Source organism: Streptomyces sp. SolWspMP-5a-2 (assembly GCF_900091845.1).
Lineage (GTDB): Bacteria > Actinomycetota > Actinomycetes > Streptomycetales > Streptomycetaceae > Streptomyces > Streptomyces doudnae.
Genome location: NZ_FMCI01000321.1, coordinates 1 through 17,387 on the forward strand (window position 1 = coordinate 1; position 17,387 = coordinate 17,387).

The following is a 17,387-nucleotide window of genomic DNA, read 5'->3' on the forward strand; positions in this document are numbered from 1 at the left end:
GCCCGCGCCGCCGACGCCGCCGCCGCTGCCCGGCGCGGTCACGACGCCGAACGCCGCCTCGCCGAGGCCCTGGCGGCCGAGGAACGGCTCGCGGAACTCCTCAGCCTCTCCGGCACCGAGGGCCGCACCACCGTCCCCGGCCCCCGCCAGGACGGCGACGAGAGCGGCCAGAGCGCCCTCACCCCCGAGGAACTCGACCGGTTCGCCGACGAACTGCGCGAACTCCTCGACGACTCGGTGTCGGCCGCCGAACGCCAGCTCTTCGAACTGCGCACCGCCGCCGCCGACGACTCCCGCATCCTCGGCGCCCTCGGCGACGGCGGACTCCTGCCGGCCGGCCCCGACGTCCTCGCCACCGTCGAGTTCCTCGGCGAGCAGGGCATCCCCGCCCTGCCCGGCTGGCGCTACCTCGCCCAGGCCGTCGACCCCGCCGACCACGCCCGCGTCCTCGCCGCCCGCCCCGAACTCGTCGACGGCGTCATCATCACCGACCCCGACACCCACGCACGCGCCCGTGCGGCCCTCGGCGACGCCGCCCTGCTGCCGAGGTCGGCCGTCGCCGTCGGCACCGCCGCCGCCCTCCTCGCCCCCGCCCCGGCCCTCGACCCCGCCGACGCCGCCGCGACCGGCGTCTTCCTGGTCCCGCCGAACCCGGCGATGCACGACGAACACGCCGCCGACGAGGAACGCCAGGCCCTCCGCGCCCGCGCCACCGAACGCGACGACGAGATCCGCGGCCTCGCCGCCCGCCTCGGCAAGGACCGCGAACTCGCCGCCCGCCTCGCCTCCTGGCGCACCGGCTGCCCCGCCGGACGGCTCGTCGAACTCGGCCGGGCCGCCGAGGACGCGCGCGCCTTCGCCGAGGAGGCCGAGGCCGAACTCACCGAGGCACGCGTCCTGCGCGCCGAGGCCGACGAGACCGCCGCCGAGGCCACCCGGCTGCGCGACGAACGCCAGGAGACCGCCCAGCGGGCGCGGCGCTCCGCCGACGCCCTCGCCGGACTCGCCTTCCGCCTCCGCGAACGCGCGGGCTGGCAGGCCACTCTGCGCGAACTCGCCGACGACGCCGCCGAGTCGGAGGCCCGCGCCCAGACCTGCCTGGACCGCGCCCGCGCCGCCGACGAGGACCGCAGGGCCGCCCAGCGCGCCGCCGACGACGCCCGCCGCACCGCCCGCGCCCTGCGCGCCGAGCGCTCCGAGATCGCGGGCGCCCCCGACGACGTCCCGGCGGGCGAGACCTCCGGGACGTCGCTGCCCGCGCTGCGCGAGGCCTACCGCGCCGCCTCCCAGGTGTACGAGAAGGTCGGCGTCGGCGCCGACCTGCGCGCCGAACAGGCCCGCGCGGAGAGCGACGAGAGCGCCGCCCTCGCCGAACTCGACCGGCTCAGCAACAAGGTCCGCACCCGCGCCGCCCAGCTCCTCCAGTCGCCCGACGGCTCCGACGGCCCCTCCCGGCAGGCCGCCGCCGCCCGCGCCGAGGAACTCGTGCAGCTCCTGGAGACCCGGGTGTCGCACGCCAGCGAACAGCTCGGCCGACTCCGCGGCGAGGCCGAACGGCACGCCCCCGAGGACGGCGAGGCCCACACCGAACTGCCCGAGGGACTGCAACCCCGCGACGCCGAGCACGCCCAGGCCCTGCTGCGCACCGCCACCACCGAACTCGCCGTCCTCACCGAGACCCTGGCCCAGGCACGGGAGGCGCACGCCGAACTCCAGGACGCCCACCGCGCCGCCGAGGACGCGGCCGGCGGCTTCGACGAACTGACCGCGCTCCTGCGCGACCTGCTGCGCGACCACGTCGCCGATGACGACCAGGAGGAGCCCGAGCCCTACCCCGGCACCCCGGAGGAGGCCCGGCAGGCCACCGCGGACGCCCGCAGGTCGCTGCGCGGCTGCGCCGCCGACCTGTCCGCCGCCGAGGCGGGGGTGCGCGAGGCGAGCGACGTACTGGTCAGGCACGCCAACTCCACCCGCTACGAACAGGTCCGCACCCCGGCCAGGCAGCAGATCCGCGAACTGCCCGCCGCCTCGCTGCCCGAGCACGCCCAGAAGTGGGCGGACGCCTTCGCCCCCCGGCTGCGCGTCCTCACCGACGAGCTGGCCCAGTTGGAACGCAACCGCGACTCGATCGTCGACCGCCTCCGGGGCCTGGTCGAGTCGTCGCTGGCCACCCTGCGCTCCGCGCAGCGGCTCTCCCGCCTGCCGGAAGGGCTCGGCGAGTGGTCCGGGCAGGAGTTCCTGCGGATCCGCTTCGAGGAACCCGACCAGGCCACCCTCACCGAGCGGCTCGGCGAGGTCGTCGACGAGGCGACCAGGGCCGCCGTGAAGAAGAACTCCGACCTGCGCCGGGACGGCATGTCCCTGCTGCTGCGCGGGGTCGCCGCCGCCCTCCAGCCCAAGGGCGTCGCCGTCGAGATCCTCAAACCGGACGCCGTGCTGCGCGCCGAGCGGGTGCCCGTCGGACAGATGGGCGACGTGTTCTCCGGCGGCCAGCTGCTCACCGCAGCCATCGCCCTGTACTGCACGATGGCCGCGCTGCGCTCCAACGACCGGGGCCGCGACAAGCACCGGCACGCCGGGACGCTCTTCCTCGACAACCCCATCGGCCGAGCCAACGCCACCTATCTGCTGGAGCTCCAGCGGGCCGTGTCCGACGCCCTCGGCGTGCAACTGCTGTACACCACCGGTCTCTTCGACACGACCGCGCTGGCCGAGTTCCCGCTCGTCATCCGGCTGCGCAACGACGCCGACCTGCGGGCCGGTCTGAAGTACATCAGCGTCGAGGAACACCTCCGACCGGGGCTGCCCCAGCAGGCAGCGGCGGAGGAGGGCGTGCGCAGCGAGATCACGGCGACCCGGATGTACAAGAGGCCAGACGCGGCCCCGGCGGTGGGTGACTCCGCGACGACGGGTTGATCAACACGTTGATCCTGTCGACCTCTTGATCCCTGCGGCGTGGCCGGGGGCGAGGGTGAGGGCGCGGGCGGGGCTCAGCCGTCGGCCGGTTCGGCGGACGGGGCGGGCGGGCCGGACGGGGGAGGCGTCGCGGCCGGGGCGGACGTCGCGGCCGGGGCGGTGGCGGGCTCCAGCCGGTGCGCGGCCAGGACGCCGGTGCGGTGGCGCTGCACGAACCAGTAGTAGGCGTAACCGCCGCCCGCGATGACCGCGACGAACAGCACCGCGCCCCACTTCAGGTACCAGTGGAAGGGCGCCGCCGCGTTGTAGACGGCGGCCCGCGGCCAGATCAGGTTGACCGTCATCGCCAGCCCCCAGAGCACCGCGACGACGTTGACGGGCAGCCCCCAGCGGCCGAGCGAGAACCTGCCGTCGCCCGCGGGCCGCCACCGCCCGCGCAGCCGCGCCGCCAGCATCGGCGCCGTCACCCCCAGATAGGCCAGGTAGATCATGACGATGCCGATGCTGGTGACGACCGTGAAGATCTGCGGCTGGCGGATGTTGACCACCAGGATCGCCAGCGCCAGCACACCGATGATCACCGCGGGCAGGACCGGCGTCCTGAACCGGGGACTCACCCGGGCGAGCAGCGACGACGCGGGCAGGTTGGTGTCACGGGCCATCGCGAACGCCAGCCGGATCGCCGCCGTGTGCACCGCGAGCGCGCACACCGTGACCGCGATCAGCACGCACCAGAGCATCGCCTTGCCCGCCGTCGGACCGAGCACGTTCAGCACCACGTACTGGAGCCCCTCGGTGGAGAGCCTGTCGCCGCGCAGGCTGGAGACGCTCATCAGGGCAAGGAGCAGCACCAGGCCGCCCAGCACGAACGAGGCGACGATCGCGCGGATGATGGCGCGCGGCGCGTTGCGGGACGGGTCGAGGGACTCCTCCCCGAGCGAGGCCGCCGTGTCGAAGCCGTACATGACGTACGCGGAGGCCAGCGAGGCGACCAGGAACGCGCCGAGGTAGCCCGTCCCGTACCCGGACCCGGTCCCCTCGGTCTCCAGCACGACCTGCGGGCCACGGGTGATGTGGACGGCGAACAGGATGATCAACACGACCGTGGCGATCAACTCGATGAAGACACCGGCCGTGTTGATCGTGGCCATCAACTTCACACCGAACGCGTTGACCAGCGTGGTGAAGAGGATCAACACCGTCGCGAGGACGACCGCGTTGGTCGCGACGTCGTAGGTGCCGGTGCCGTCCCCGACGAACTGGAAGAAGGATGAGATCTGCGGCAGCGTCAACTGGTAGGCGAGGGCCACGGCCGCGATCGTCACGATCGACGCGACCAGCATCATCCACCCGGCGAGCCACCCCAGATGCGGATTGCCCACCTTCTTCGACCAGTTGTAGACCGAGCCCGCGACCGGGTAGCGGGCGGCCAGCTCCGCGAAGCAGAGCGCGACCGTGAACTGCCCGGCGAAGACCATCGGCCACGACCACCAGTAGGCGGGACCGCCGCTCCCGTAGCCGAAGTAGAAGAGCTGGAACGTCCCGGTCAGGATCGAGATGTAGCTGATCCCGGCGGCGAACGTGTGGAAGGTGCCGAGGCTGCGTCTGAGTTCGGGTCGGTAGCCGAACTCCGCCAGCTCGGCGTCGTCGTGTCCGGACGGCCCGGACGGCCCTGGTTCCGTTGTGGTCATGAGCGGACTCCTGATCGACCTGGGGACGGGGTGGAGCGGCTCCGCGGGTGCCGGGCGGGGGAGGGCCGCGGCGGTGCGTTGACGTGGTTCCGGGTCCGACCCTGGTCTCGGTCTCTGTCTCGGCGATGGCGTCGGCATCGGGACCAGGGTCGGGGTGGGGGTCGGTGGTCGGTGGCATGACTCGGGCCGGCGGTGCGGGAGGCCCGGTCCCGGGTGCGGCGGGTCAGCCCGCGCTGCCCAGCCGCTCCAGGAGCCATGCGTGGAAGAGCGCGATGTGGTGCTCGTTGGGGACCAGGACACCGCCCTCCCGGTAGGCCCGTGACGCCATGGCGGGCTGGGTCCGCTCGCAGGCCGCGAAGTCCTGCTCGTTGACCCGGTGGAAGAGTTCCACGGACTTGGACACGTCCGCACCCGATTCCACGACCTGTGGTGCATACAACCAGTCGCACTCGACGACCGTGCGGTCGGCGGCGAGCGGATACATGCGGTGCAGGATCACGTGGTCCGGGACGAGGTTGACGAACACGGTCGGCTTCACGGTGATCGCGTAGTAGCGGCGGTCCTGGTCGTCGGCCACGTCCGGCAGCCGCTCGAAACCCTCGCTGCCGTCGACGGTGAAGCCCCGCACGTGGTCACCGAACGCCGCGCCGTGCCCCACGTAGTACTGCGCCGCGTACCCTTCGGCGAACTCCGGCAGCACCTCGGTGAGTTCGGGGTGGATGGTGGCGCAGTGGTAGCACTCCATGAAGTTCTCGACGATCAGCTTCCAGTTGGCCCCCACGTCGTAGCGGACGCGTCGGCCGAGCGCGAGGTTCTCGGTGCCGTAGTGCTCGATCGCGGCCGGGTCGCCCAGCCGCTCCACCGCGGCCCCCATCACGGTCTCCTCGAAGGAGGGCGGTTCACCGGCCAGGCAGACCCAGGCGTAGCCGAGCCACTCGCGCAGGGCCACCTTGATCAACCCGTACGCGACCCGGTCCACGTCGGGCATCTTGATCAAGTTGGGTGCGGCGATCAATGTGCCGTCGAGGTCGTACGTCCACGCGTGGTACGGGCACTGGAGGGTGCGCCGGACCTGGCCCGACTCCTCGGTGCAGAGCCGGGCGCCGCGGTGGCGGCAGACGTTCAGGAAGGCGCGCAGCCCACCGGAGCGGGAGCGGGTGACGACGACGCTCTCGCGGCCGACCTGGACGGTGCGGAAGTCGCCGGGCCTGGCGAGGTCACCGGCGCGGACCGCGCAGAACCACATCGACTCGAAGAGGTGCTCCTGCTCCTGCCGGAAGATCTCCGGGTCGGTGTAGTAGCGGCCGGGGAGGGTGGCGATCAGGCTGGGGGAGACCGGGGACGTCGTCACGTGCGTGCTCCTCGGGCGGGCGCGGTGGCGAGGCGGGCGGGGTCGAACAGGCCGATCGGATGCGCGGTGGTCCCGGTCAGCGCGAGGTCGGCGAGGATCTCCCCGACGACCGGCACGAACTTGAAGCCGTGCCCGGAGAAACCGCAGGCCACGGTGGTCGAGCCGGGGTGGCGCGGATGGCGCGCGATCACGAAGTGCTCGTCGGCGGTGTTGGAGTACATGCAGGTCGCGGCCTTGAGGAAGGTGCCGGGCAGAGCGGGGACGCACCGCGCCACCTGCTCGGCCATGGCCCGCACCTCGTGCTCGTGCACCGTCCGGTCGATGGTCTCCGGGGTGGTGACCTCGCCCTTGCGGAAGAAGGCGACCTTGGCGCCGCGTCCGGGGCCGTCGATGGCGGGGAAGCCGTACACCTGGACCCCGGCGGCGTCCTCCCAGATGTAGATCGGGTGGCTCTCCGGCAGGAAGGGACCCACCCCGCCCGTGGGCTCGAACCAGTACATGACCTGCCGCTCGATGGTGAACGCCACCCCGAGGTCGGTGAGCAGCCGCGGCGCCCAGGCCCCCGGGCAGATCACCAACTGCCCCGCGGTGTAGGCGCCTTCGGCGGTGTACACGCGCACCCCGTCCCCGTGCGGCTCCCAGCGGCTCATGGGTTCCTCGAAGCGCAGGTCGGCGCCCTGCCGGGTGGCGAGTTGGAGATGGGCCGCGACGGTCTGCTCCGGGCGCAGCAGGCCCGCCTTCTCCTCGTACAGGGCGACCTCGTCGTCCCGGGGCGTGAGGGTGGGGAAGCGGCGGCGGATCTCGCCCGCGTCCAGCATCTCGTGCGCCAGATCCCACTTACGGGCCGAGCGCAGCGAACCGGAGACGGTGCGGGAGTCGGGCCTGCCGAGCATCACACCGCCCGACAGGACGGCCACCTCCCGGCCGGTGCCGCGCTCCAGGTCCTCGTACAGTTCGTAGGCGCGCAGCAGCAGCGGGACGTAGGCCGGGTCCTCGAAGTAGGACTGCCGGGTGATCCGTGAACCCCCGTGGCTGGAGCCCCGGTTGTGGACCGGGCCGAACTTCTCCAGGCCCAGGACCCGGGCGCCGCGCGCGGAGAGGTGGTGGGCGGCGGCGCTCCCCATGCCGCCGAGCCCGATGACGATCACGTCGTACGTGCGGGACACAGGGCGTCTCCTAGCGTCGGATGCGGGTCATCTCGGGGTCGAACAGCGGCTCGTCGGCGACCGTCGCCGCGACCTTCCCGTCGAGGTGGGCGAGGTGCACGCCGGTGCCGGTGGGCAGCGCGGGCAGCCAGGCGTAGGCGACGCAGCGGCCCAGGGTGTAGCCGTAGGACGCGCTGGTGACGTAGCCCGCCGGCTCGCCGCCGACGTAGACGGGCTCCTGGCCGAGGACGACGGCGGCGGGGTCGTCGAGCAGCAGCGGGGTGAGGCGGCGGGCCGGCGGCCCCGCGTCCGGGTCCAGCGCCGAGCGCCCCACGAACTCCTTGTCCATGCGCACCGCGAAGCCGAGGCCCGCCTCGAAGGGGTCGTGCTCGTCGGTCATGTCGGTGCCCCAGGCGCGGTAACCCTTCTCCAGGCGGAGGGAGTTGAAGGCGGAGCGCCCGGCGGCGACCACCCCGAGCGAGCGCCCCGCCTCCCAGAGGGTGTCCCACAGGCGCAGCCCCAGATCGGCGGTGGTGTACAGCTCCCAGCCCAACTCGCCGACGTAGGACAGGCGCAGGGCGGTCACCGGGACGTGCCCGATGTGGGTCTCCTTGGCGCGGAAGTAGCCGAAGGCCGCGTGCGAGAAGTCGTCGTCGGTCAGCGGCTGCACGAGGTCGCGGGCCAGCGGCCCCCAGACGCCGACGCAGCAGGTGCCGGAGGTGATGTCCCTGACGTGGACGTCGGCGGGTGCGTGCCGGGTCAACCAGGCGAGGTCGGCGGGGGAGTTGGCGCCCACCTGGAAGCGCTCGGCGGACAGGCGGGCGACGGTGAGGTCGGAGCGGATGCCGCCCCGCTCGTCCAGCAGGAGGGTGTAGGTCACCGCGCCGGGGCGCTTGCGCACGGTGTTGGTGGTCATGCGGTCCAGGAAGTCGAGCGCGCCGGGCCCGGTGACCTCCAGGCGGCGCAGCGGGGTCATGTCGTAGAGGGCGACGCGCTCCCGGGTGGCGAGTGCCTCGGCGGCGGCGATCGGTGACCAGTACCGGGCCGACCAGGGGTCCCGCTCGGGCAGCGAAAGTCCCTTCGCCAGCGGGGCGTTGGCCTCGTACCAGTGCGGGCGCTCCCAGCCGCCGCCCTCCAGGAAGTACGCGCCGAGTTCCCGCTGCCGCGCGTGGAAGGGGCTGACCCGCAGCGGCCGCGGCCGCTCCATCGGCTGGAGGGGGTGCAGGACGTCGTACACCTCGACGAACTGCCGGCAGCCGCGGTCGCGGACGTACGACGGTGAGCGCTGCGCGTCCTCGAACCGGGTGAGGTCGCAGGTGTGGACGTCGAGGGAGGGCCGCCCGTCCACCATCCACTCGGCGACGGCCCTGGCGGCCCCGGCGGAGTGGGTGACCCAGACGGCCTCGGCCAGCCAGAACCCGCGCAGTTGCGGTGACTCGCCGAGCAGGGGCATGCCGTCGGGGGTGAAGGAGAAGACGCCGTTGAAGCCCTCCTCGATCCGCGACTCCCGCAGGGCGGGCACCAGTTCACGGCAGTCCTCCCAACTCGGCGCCCAGTCCTCGGGGGTGAAGGGGTAGGAGGACGGCATCGGGCGGCCGAGGGCGCGGGCCTCGTCGTACGCCTCGACCGCGAACGGGTCGACGGGCAGCGGCCGGTGGGCGTACGAGCCGATGCCGAGGCGGTCGCCGTGCTCGCGCAGGTACAGGTCGCGGTCCTGGTGACGCAGGATCGGGCGGGTCACCTCGGCCGTGGCGCCCGCGAGTTCGGGCAGCGGCGCCGTCTTCGCGTACTGGTGCGCGAGCGGCTGCAACGGGACGTCGACCCCGGCCATCCGCCCGATCACCGGGCCCCAGAACCCGGCCGCCGAGACGACGTGGTCGGCGGGGAAGACGCCCCGGTCGGTGACCACGCCGGTGACGCGCCCGTCGACCCGCTCGATGCCGGTGACGGTGTGCCGGTCGAGGAAACGGGCGCCGCGCGCGGTGGCGCGGTCCTGCTGGGCGCGGCAGGCGAGGAGGGCGCGGGCGACGCCGTCGCCCGGGGTGTGGAAGCCGCCGAGGATCCGCGATCCGTCGAGCAGCGGCCAGAGTTCGGTGCAGCGGGCCGCGTCCACGACCTCGCCCCTGATGCCCCGGGCGGCCGCGAGACCGGCTCTGCGGTGCAGATCGGCGAGGCGTTCGGGGGTGGTGGCCAGTTCGAGGCCGCCGACCGTCGCGAAGCAGGACACCCCGTCGACCTCCAGGGAGGTGAACTTCGCGACGGTCTGGCGCGCGAACTCGGCGAGGGTCCTGGACGGACTGGTGCGGAAGACCAGACCCGGCGCGTGCGAGGTGGAGCCGCCGGGGGCGGGCAGGGGGCCCTGTTCGAGGACGGTGACGTCGGTCCAGCCGCGGGCGGTGAGTTCGTCGGCCAGCGAGCAGCCGACGATGCCGGCGCCGATGACGACGACCTGCGGACCGCGCGGGCGGTTCTCGGGCGTGCGGGACATGCCCCTCCTTGCCGGGGTGCGGAGTTGGCGCGCTGGGGGAGTCGACGCGTGGGGCGGGTGCCGCCGGGGTCAGAGGACGACCACCGACCGCAGGACCTCACCCCGCCGCATCGTCGTGAAGGCCGCCTCGACCTGGTCGAGCGCGATCGTCTCGGAGACGAACGCGTTCAGGTCGAGGAGGCCGTAGAGGTACTGGTCGACGAGGAAGGGGAAGTCCCGGCTCGGCAGACAGTCGCCGTACCAGGAGGACTTGACGGCGCCGCCGCGCGAGAACACGTCGAGCAGCGGGAGTTCGATCCGCGCCTCCGGGCCGGGCACCCCGACCTGGACCAGCAGCCCCGCGTGGTCGCGCATGTAGAACGCCTGCCGGAACGTCTCGGGCCGTCCGACCGCGTCGATCGCGATGTCCACGCCGTGGCCGTCGGTGAGCGCCCGGACGGCCTCGACGGCGTCCGTGCCACGGGAGTTGACGGTGTGGGTCGCCCCGAACCGCTCCGCCCGGTCCAGCTTCCGGTCGTCGACGTCGACGGCGATCACCTTCATGGCGCCGTTCAGGCAGGCGCCCGCGATCGCCGCGTCGCCGACGCCCCCGCAGCCGATCACGGCGACCGAGTCGCCGCGGCCGACACCGCCGGTGTGGACGGCGGCGCCGTACCCGGCCATCACCCCGCAGCCGATCAGACCGGCGGCCTCGGGCCGCGCCGCCGGATCGACCCGCACCGCCTGCCCCGCCGCGACCAGCGTCTTCTCGGCGAACGCGCCGATCCCGAGGGCGTTGCCGAGCGGGGTGCCGTCGAGCAGGGTCATCGGGCTGGCGGCGGTGCGCGAGTCGAAGCAGTACCAGGGGCGCCCACGGCGGCAGGAACGGCAGGCTCCGCAGGGGGCACGCCAGGCGAGGACCACGTAGTCGCCCGGCTCCAGGTCCGTGACGCCGTCGCCGACCGCCTCGACCGTGCCCGCCGCCTCGTGGCCCAGCAGGTACGGGAAGCCGTCGCCGATCGCGCCCTCGCGGTAGTGCAGGTCCGTGTGGCAGACCCCGCACGCCTGGACGGCGACGACGACCTCACCGGGCCCGGGGTCGGGGACCACGATCGTCCGCACCTCCACGGGTGCGCCCTTCTCGGCAGCGACTGCGGCACGGACCTGGTAGGGCACGACCATGCTCCTCTGCTGTTGCGCATCACACGATGGGTTGCGCGGTGAGGAACATAGTGAGAACGGTGCCGACGGGCCGTCAAGAGGTGCGAGTTAACCCTTGGCAAAACGCGTCCGGCCCCCGAAACCCGGCCGACACACGGCGGTGAGTGGCCTGTTCACAGGCGTGCCGCGGCCTTTCGGCCACCGTGATCGCGGGCCGCGGGAGCGGTCAGAACCCGTACCCCATCCGCCGCGACAGCTCGGCACCGGCGGCCACGATCCGCTTCGCCAGCTCCGGCAGACGGTCGGAATCCAGCCGGTACACCGGCCCGGAGACACTGATCGCCGCGATCACCCGGCCGTCGTGCGCGCGCACCGGCGTCGCCACCGCCGTCAGCCCGCGCTCCAACTCCTCGACGGTGAGCGCGTACCCCTGCTCGATCACCGCCTCCAACTCGCCGCGCAGCGCCGACGTGCCGGTGATCGTGCGCTCGGTGAACCGGGGCAGCGAACGCGCCAGCAGCCCCTCGCGCAGGGTCGGCGGCATGTGCGCGAGCAGCACCTTCCCGCTGGCGGTGGCGTGCAGCGGGGTGCGTCTGCCGAGCCAGTTCTGCGCCGTCACGGAGGCCGTGCCGCGCGCCTGCATGATGTTGACGGCGGCGTCCTCGTCCAGGACCGCGATGTTGGCCGTCTCGCCCAGTTCGTCGGCGAGTTCGCGGCAGACGGGCACGCCCTCCTGGGAGATGTCGAGGCGCACCGCCGCCGCCCCCGCCAGGCGCAGCACGCCGGCCCCCAGGTAGTACTTGCCGCGCTCCTTGGCCTGGGCGACCAGTCCGCGGTTCTCCAGCACCCCGAGCAGCCGGAAGGCGGTGGACTTGTGCACGTCCAGCTCGTCCGCGATCTCGGTGACGCCCGCCTCGCCGTGCCGCGCCAGGATCTCCAGGACGCTCACGGCGCGGTCCACGGACTGCACGGAACCGGCCGTTTGCCTGCCGCCGTTCCGCTCGTCCCCCCGGGCCGTCCCCTCGCCCCTGCCGGGCTGCTTCTGCGCGCGGGCCATAGCTCGACTCCCACCACCTGTCGGCCCGGTTCGGGCCGCATCTTCGGGAACCCCTTGACGCGACGGTCGTCCCGCCCGGATTCTGTTGCGCATGACGCTCCTTCAGCGCGTCATGTGGAACATCATGTTACCGAAGCGTCCGATCCCCGTAAGGGGGCCGGACCGCCCGGACCTGTGACGGCCGGGACCGCAGGACCACCGCGCGGACGACGACGTCCGCGACCGGTGCGCCCCGTCGGCCCGCCTCTCCCCAGCCCCTCCCCGCATCGCCGTTCCGCCGCTCCGCCCTGCACCGCGCCTCCTCCCCGCCGCGTCCACCGCGTCGCCGCCACCGGTTCCGGGCGGCGGCCCGGCTCGCGGCCCCGCAGGCCGGCACCTCCGCGAGTCCGCTACTTCGCGAGCCCGCCCGTCCGCAAGCCCGTGAGCGGGCGGGCCCGCGTCCACGCACCTCCGCACACCGCACCCCGGCACGTCCGAACCTTGCGCCTCCAAGCACCGCACCTCCGCGCACCGCACCTCCGCACACCCGCAGGTCTGCGCCGCCGCACGTCCGCACACCCGCAGGTCTGCGTCTCCGCACCTCCGCTACTCCGCACGTCCGCACGCCTGAACGCCTGAACGTCCTCGTCCGGACCGACGCCGGTCCGGACTCCCCATCCGCCTGCGCCACAGGTCCAGGACCCGGACGTCCCGGACCGAGAGGGGGGCCAGTGATTCCCGTCTGCCGCCTGGAAGACCTTCCCCGGGGCGAGTCCGCCCGCATCGGGACGACACCGCCGATCGCCGTGTTCCACACCGACGACGGCGAGCTGTACGCCATCGACGACACCTGCACCCACCAGGACGCCTCGCTCTCCGAGGGCTGGCTCGACGGCTGCCTGGTCGAATGCCCGCTGCACGCCGCGTCGTTCGACCTGCGCACCGGCCTGCCGACCTGCCTCCCGGCCCGTCGCGCCGTCCGCACCCACCGGGTCACCGTCGACGACGGCGTCATCCATGTCCACCTCGTCGTGCGGGAGGGCACCGCCGCATGAGGACGGTCACCGTCGTCGGCGCCTCCCTGGCCGGTCTGTACGCCGCCCGGGAACTGCGCGCCCAGGGCTTCGACGGCCGACTGGTGGTCGTCGGCGACGAACCCCACCGCCCCTACGACCGCCCGCCGCTCTCCAAGGACTTCCTCACCGGACGCGTCGACGAGGACCGCCTCGCCCTCACCGACGCCGAGGACGACACCGCGCTCGGCGCCGAGTGGCTGCTCGGCACCGGGGCCCGCGCGCTCGACCCGCGCGAGCGCGCCGTCGTCCTCGCCGACGGCCGGACGCTGCCCACCGACGGCGTCGTCATCGCCACCGGCGCCTCCGCCCGGAGGCTGCCGGGGACCGCGCCCACCGGCGTCCACACCCTCCGCACCCTCGACGACGCCCGCGCCCTGCGCGCCGGACTCACCCGGGGCGCACGCCGGGTCGTCGTCATCGGCGGCGGCTTCGTCGGAGCCGAGACCGCCGCGTCCTGTGTCGCCCTCGGTCACCGCGTCACCGTCGTGGAGGCAGCGCCGCTGCCGCTGCTGCCCGCGCTCGGCCCCGCACTGGCCGCCGTCTGCGCGGCGCTGCACCGGCGCGGGGGAGCGGAGCTGATCACCGGCACGGGGGTCGCGGCCCTGCGCGGCACGCCCGCCGTGACCGGGGTGGAACTCTCCGACGGCCGTGTCCTCGACGCGGACGTGGTCGTCGTCGGCATCGGGGCCGTCCCCAACACCGCCTGGCTGGCGGGCTCGACGCTGGCCCTGCGCGACGGCGTCCTCTGCGACGACGGCTGTGTGACCGCCCTTCCCCAGGTGGTCGCCGTCGGCGATGTCGCCCGGGTCGGTGGCGTCCGCTCCGAGCACTGGACGTCGGCGACCGAACAGCCCCGGACCGCCGTCGCCAACCTGCTCGCCGGACGGACCACCCGGAGCGCGCGGTCACTGCCGTACTTCTGGTCCGACCAGTACGGCTCCCGCATCCAGTTCGCGGGGCGCCGCCGGGACGGGGACACCGTCCGGATCACCGAGGGCGGACTCGTCGACGGGGCACCGGGGCCGGACGGCCTGCTGGCCCTCTGCGAACGTGACGGCCGCACCACCGCCGTCCTGTCCGTCGACCGCCCGCGCCCCTTCACCCGGACCCGACGCGCCCTGGACCGTCAGGAGAAGGAGAAAGAGAGCGAGATCGAGATCGAGAAGGGAAGCGGGAGCGGGGACGCGGCGCGGGACGGCCTGCGGCACCCGGCCGGACGCTGACCCGCTCCCCGGCGGCCGAGCCACGGAAACCCTTCAGGAGTGCGACAGCTGACCGGCCGCGCCCCTCCTGCGTATCCGCTCCTGCGCCCGTGTCGCGGACTTCGCCTGACGGCGGGACTTGCGGCGCTCCCGGCGCAGGGCACGGGCCGTGCTGCTGGGAGCCGAGACCACGCCGTTGCGCTGGTTCCACACCTGGCGCGTCACCCAGACGTCGAGCGCGCCCCAGGTGGCGACCACCGTGCCCGCGATGCTGCTGAGGACCATCGGGAAGGCCAGCCAGGTCTCGGCCATGGTGCACAGGAACGCCACCATGGCCAGGATCAGGGTCACCGAGATGATCAGGACCGCGCGCACCGCCGCCGTCCGCACCGGATCGGGCATCCGGCGCCGCCTGGCCTCCTCCTCGATCCACAACGGCCGGTAGGCGGAACCGGCCTGGCCACCGCCGCGTTCCGTCGCCCGCTCACCCCGGCCGCCCGCCGTCTCCCACCTGCCACGATCCCCGCCCGGCCCCCGCCGCTCCGTCGGGCGCCCGCCCAGGTCCTCCCCGGGCGTCCCACGCCGCTCCGCCGTGCCCATCACGAGTCACTCCCCACCGCCGGAACACCCCTCGCCCCGTGCCCGATGACACGGCTCCCCAGTGAGTGCCCGGCTTGCGCTGTTTTACGCTGCACGGGTGCGCGGTACGGCTCATGTGGCCGGTTCCGCCCCCGATTCCCGTAGGGAAGGACGAACGGCGAGCCCAGAAGATTCCCGCCGATCGCAAAAATCCGGCCAACCACTTGTGTGCACCTTGCGAACAGGCTCCGGCGTGCGCCTGGCGAATCCGGGAGGCAATCTCCCGCAATGACCGGACAACTCCGCATGTCTCGCCCCGCGTGCGGAAGTTCAGCTTCCGGACGGCCCTTCGAGTTGACTCTGTGTCGGTAGTAGGCTCGCGCCGTTTGTTGACGCACATGTGTACCCCCGGTCGAACGGGGGCGAGCTGGGGGAGGCCATGCGCTTTCGCGGGAAGTCGATCCGCCGGAAGATTATGGCGCTGCTTCTCGTGCCGTTGGTGTCGCTCACCTTGATCTGGGGCTTCGCCACGGTACTCACCGGACGGCAGGCCGAGCAGCTCTTCGACGTGTCCCACGTGGTCGAGAAACTCGGCTACCCCCTGGAGGACACCGTCCGCGTCCTCCAGCAGGAACGGCGCCAGAGCCTCGTCTACCTCGCCGACCCCCGCGCCTCCGACGCGCTGAGCGACCTGCGGCGCAGCCGCAGCGACACCGACGACGCCGTCAACGAGATCCGCGCCAACTCCGACGACGGCGACCTGCGCGACGCGATGGGCTCGGGCACCGGCGACCGCCTGACCGCCGTGCTGGACGCCTTCGACGGCATCGCGTCGCTGCGCCGCAGCATCGAGGACGGCACGGTCAACCGCGCGCAGGCCCTCGACCTCTACAACCGCCTGATCGACCCCTGCTACGTCCTGCTGACCAACCTCCACGTCATCGACGACGTGGAACTGGACAAGCAGTACCGCGCCCTCGTCAACCTCGCGCGCGCCCGTGAACTGGTCTCCCGCGAGGACGCCCTGCTCGGCTCCGCCCTGGTCGTCGGCACGCTCACCCAGGAGGAGATCCGCGACGTCTCCGACCTGGTCGCCCAGCGCGGTCTGATGTACGACGTCAACCTGCCGCTGCTGCCCGGAACCGAACGCGCGCGGTTCGAACAGTTCTGGAAGAACGCCGAGACCGCGCCCCTGCGCGTCGCCGAACAGGCCGCCGCCTCGGGCGGTCCCGGCACGCCGCACCGGGTCACCGCGCAGAGCTGGGACACCGCCGCGGGCAACGTCCTGAAGGAACTCGGCGACCTCAACGACCAGGCGGGCGACCGCTACCAGGAGCGGCTCCGCCCGGTCGCCGTGACCGTCATCATCAGGGCCACCGTCGCGGGCGTCCTCGGCTTCGTCGCCCTGCTGTTCTCGCTCCTGCTGTCGGTGCGGGTCGGCCGCGGCCTCATCCGCGACCTGCGGCAACTGCGCGTGGAGGCGAACGAGGCGTCCGGCGTCCGGCTGCCCAGCGTGATGCGCCGCCTCTCCGCGGGCGAGCAGGTCGACGTGGAGACCGAGGTCCCGCGCCTGGAGTACGACCGCAACGAGATCGGCGACGTCGGCAACGCCCTCAACACCCTTCAGCGCGCCGCCGTCGAGGCCGCCGTGAAGCAGGCCGTGCTGCGCGCCGGTGTCTCCGAGGTGTTCGTCAACCTCGCCCGCCGCAGCCAGGTCCTGCTGCACAAGCAGCTCACCCTCCTCGACACCATGGAGCGCCGCACCGACGACACCGACGAACTCGCCGACCTCTTCCGCCTCGACCACCTCACCACCCGCATGCGCCGCCACGCCGAGGGCCTGGTGATCCTCTCCGGCGCCGCCCCCTCGCGGCAGTGGCGCAAGCCGGTGCAGCTCATGGACGTGGTGCGGGCCGCCGTCGCCGAGGTCGAGGACTACGCGCGCATCGAGGTCCGCAGGCTGCCCAAGGTCGCCGTCACCGGACCCGCCGTCGCCGACCTCACCCACCTCGTCGCCGAACTCATGGAGAACGCCACGGTGTTCTCGCCGCCGCACACGGCCGTCCAGGTCGTCGGCGAGAGCGTCGCCAACGGCTTCACCCTGGAGATCCACGACCGCGGCCTCGGCATGGCGGCCGACGCCCTCCTGGACGCCAACCTCCGGCTCGCCGAGACCCCCGAGTTCGAACTCTCCGACACCGACCGGCTCGGCCTCTTCGTGGTCAGCCGGCTCGCCCAGCGCCAGAACGTCCGCGTCTCCCTCCAGCCGTCCCCGTACGGCGGCACCACCGCGATCGTCTTCATCCCCGACGCGCTCCTGACCGACGACGTCCCCGACACCAACGGCGTCGGCTTCCGCCTCGACCGGCCGCACCCCTCCAAGGAGGCCGAGCTGGAGGAGGAGAACCGCAGGGCAGCGCTCGCCCCCGCGCCCACCCAGCTCAACGGCCTCTCCCCGGTGCTGCTGGCCGGACCGGTCGAGCTGGAGGCACCCGTCGACCTGGACGCCGTCGAGGAGTTCCCCGTCCTCGACGACGACACCGAGCGCGGCGGCATCTTCCGCCACCGGCGCGCTCTCGGTCTCGCCCCGGACGGCACCGCCCGCACCGACGCGGGGACACCGAACGTCCCGCACGCGCGCGGGGAGAGCGACGGCGACCCGAACGCGCCCGTGCCGCTGCCCAGGCGCCGCGCCCCGAAGCTGGTCAGCTCGCACGGGCGGCCCGTCCCGGACGCCCGCGCGCGCCGCGACGGGCAGGACGG

The 17,387-nt window shown here is 73.4% G+C and carries 10 protein-coding genes and 1 pseudogene; 4 read left to right on the top strand and 7 right to left on the bottom strand.

Translation table 11 applies throughout. The features are described 5' to 3' along the window. Nucleotides 1–2,916: pseudogene (locus GA0115242_RS31735) on the top strand (hypothetical protein); the annotation flags it as partial. Between the two features lie 74 nt (nucleotides 2,917–2,990). On the opposite strand, the gene GA0115242_RS31740 reads toward GA0115242_RS31735, so the two are convergent. The 6 genes from GA0115242_RS31740 to GA0115242_RS31765 form a co-directional block, all read right to left on the bottom strand. Next, complete coding sequence (locus tag GA0115242_RS31740; protein ID WP_093834641.1) at nucleotides 2,991–4,607, bottom strand: APC family permease; 1,617 nt, start codon at nucleotides 4,605–4,607, stop codon at nucleotides 2,991–2,993. Between the two features lie 223 nt (nucleotides 4,608–4,830). Beyond that, the gene (locus GA0115242_RS31745; protein WP_093834643.1) at nucleotides 4,831–5,958 is read right to left on the bottom strand and encodes an aromatic ring-hydroxylating oxygenase subunit alpha; all 1,128 of its coding nucleotides are present in this window, start codon (nucleotides 5,956–5,958) and stop codon (nucleotides 4,831–4,833) included. Then, complete coding sequence (gene solA, locus GA0115242_RS31750; RefSeq protein WP_093834645.1) at nucleotides 5,955–7,124, bottom strand: N-methyl-L-tryptophan oxidase; 1,170 nt, start codon at nucleotides 7,122–7,124, stop codon at nucleotides 5,955–5,957. The genes GA0115242_RS31745 and solA overlap by 4 nt, the downstream gene beginning before the upstream one ends. A gap of 10 nt (nucleotides 7,125–7,134) precedes the next feature. Beyond that, nucleotides 7,135–9,591 carry a GcvT family protein gene (locus GA0115242_RS31755; RefSeq protein ID WP_093834647.1) on the bottom strand — a complete coding sequence of 819 codons (2,457 nt, stop codon included), beginning with the start codon at nucleotides 9,589–9,591 and terminating at the stop codon, nucleotides 7,135–7,137. Nucleotides 9,592–9,660: 69 nt separating this feature from the next. Further along, nucleotides 9,661–10,746, bottom strand: coding sequence for an S-(hydroxymethyl)mycothiol dehydrogenase (locus tag GA0115242_RS31760; protein WP_093834653.1), 1,086 nt, complete (start codon nucleotides 10,744–10,746; stop codon nucleotides 9,661–9,663). Between the two features lie 211 nt (nucleotides 10,747–10,957). Continuing rightward, nucleotides 10,958–11,788 carry an IclR family transcriptional regulator gene (locus GA0115242_RS31765; protein WP_176729948.1) on the bottom strand — a complete coding sequence of 277 codons (831 nt, stop codon included), beginning with the start codon at nucleotides 11,786–11,788 and terminating at the stop codon, nucleotides 10,958–10,960. 710 nt (nucleotides 11,789–12,498) lie between these two features. Here GA0115242_RS31765 and GA0115242_RS31770 point away from each other — a divergent pair. Continuing rightward, on the top strand, nucleotides 12,499–12,822 hold the full coding sequence (locus GA0115242_RS31770) for a bifunctional 3-phenylpropionate/cinnamic acid dioxygenase ferredoxin subunit (protein ID WP_093834649.1): 324 nt from the start codon (nucleotides 12,499–12,501) through the stop codon (nucleotides 12,820–12,822). Further along, on the top strand, nucleotides 12,819–14,066 hold the full coding sequence (locus GA0115242_RS31775) for an NAD(P)/FAD-dependent oxidoreductase (RefSeq protein WP_093834651.1): 1,248 nt from the start codon (nucleotides 12,819–12,821) through the stop codon (nucleotides 14,064–14,066). Before GA0115242_RS31770 ends, GA0115242_RS31775 begins: the two co-directional genes overlap by 4 nt. 33 nt (nucleotides 14,067–14,099) lie before the next feature. Here GA0115242_RS31775 and GA0115242_RS31780 read toward each other — a convergent pair whose 3' ends face one another. Then, a complete protein-coding gene (locus tag GA0115242_RS31780) occupies nucleotides 14,100–14,645 on the bottom strand; it encodes a hypothetical protein (RefSeq protein WP_093834657.1) in 546 nt (181 codons plus the stop codon). 418 nt (nucleotides 14,646–15,063) lie between these two features. Here GA0115242_RS31780 and GA0115242_RS31785 point away from each other — a divergent pair. Further along, nucleotides 15,064–17,387 (top strand): sensor histidine kinase (locus GA0115242_RS31785; protein ID WP_093834659.1); only part of this gene is annotated, 2,324 nt, incomplete at its 3' end.

Excerpts from the sequence above, each read along its gene's own strand:
- GA0115242_RS31765 (WP_176729948.1), bottom strand. The coding sequence starts at position 11,788 with ATGGCCCGCGCGCAGAAGCAGCCCGGCAGGGGCGAGGGGACGGCCCGG.
- GA0115242_RS31740 (WP_093834641.1), bottom strand. The coding sequence starts at position 4,607 with ATGACCACAACGGAACCAGGGCCGTCCGGGCCGTCCGGACACGACGAC.
- GA0115242_RS31780 (WP_093834657.1), bottom strand. The coding sequence starts at position 14,645 with ATGGGCACGGCGGAGCGGCGTGGGACGCCCGGGGAGGACCTGGGCGGG.
- GA0115242_RS31755 (WP_093834647.1), bottom strand. The coding sequence starts at position 9,591 with ATGTCCCGCACGCCCGAGAACCGCCCGCGCGGTCCGCAGGTCGTCGTC.
- GA0115242_RS31775 (WP_093834651.1), top strand. The coding sequence starts at position 12,819 with ATGAGGACGGTCACCGTCGTCGGCGCCTCCCTGGCCGGTCTGTACGCC.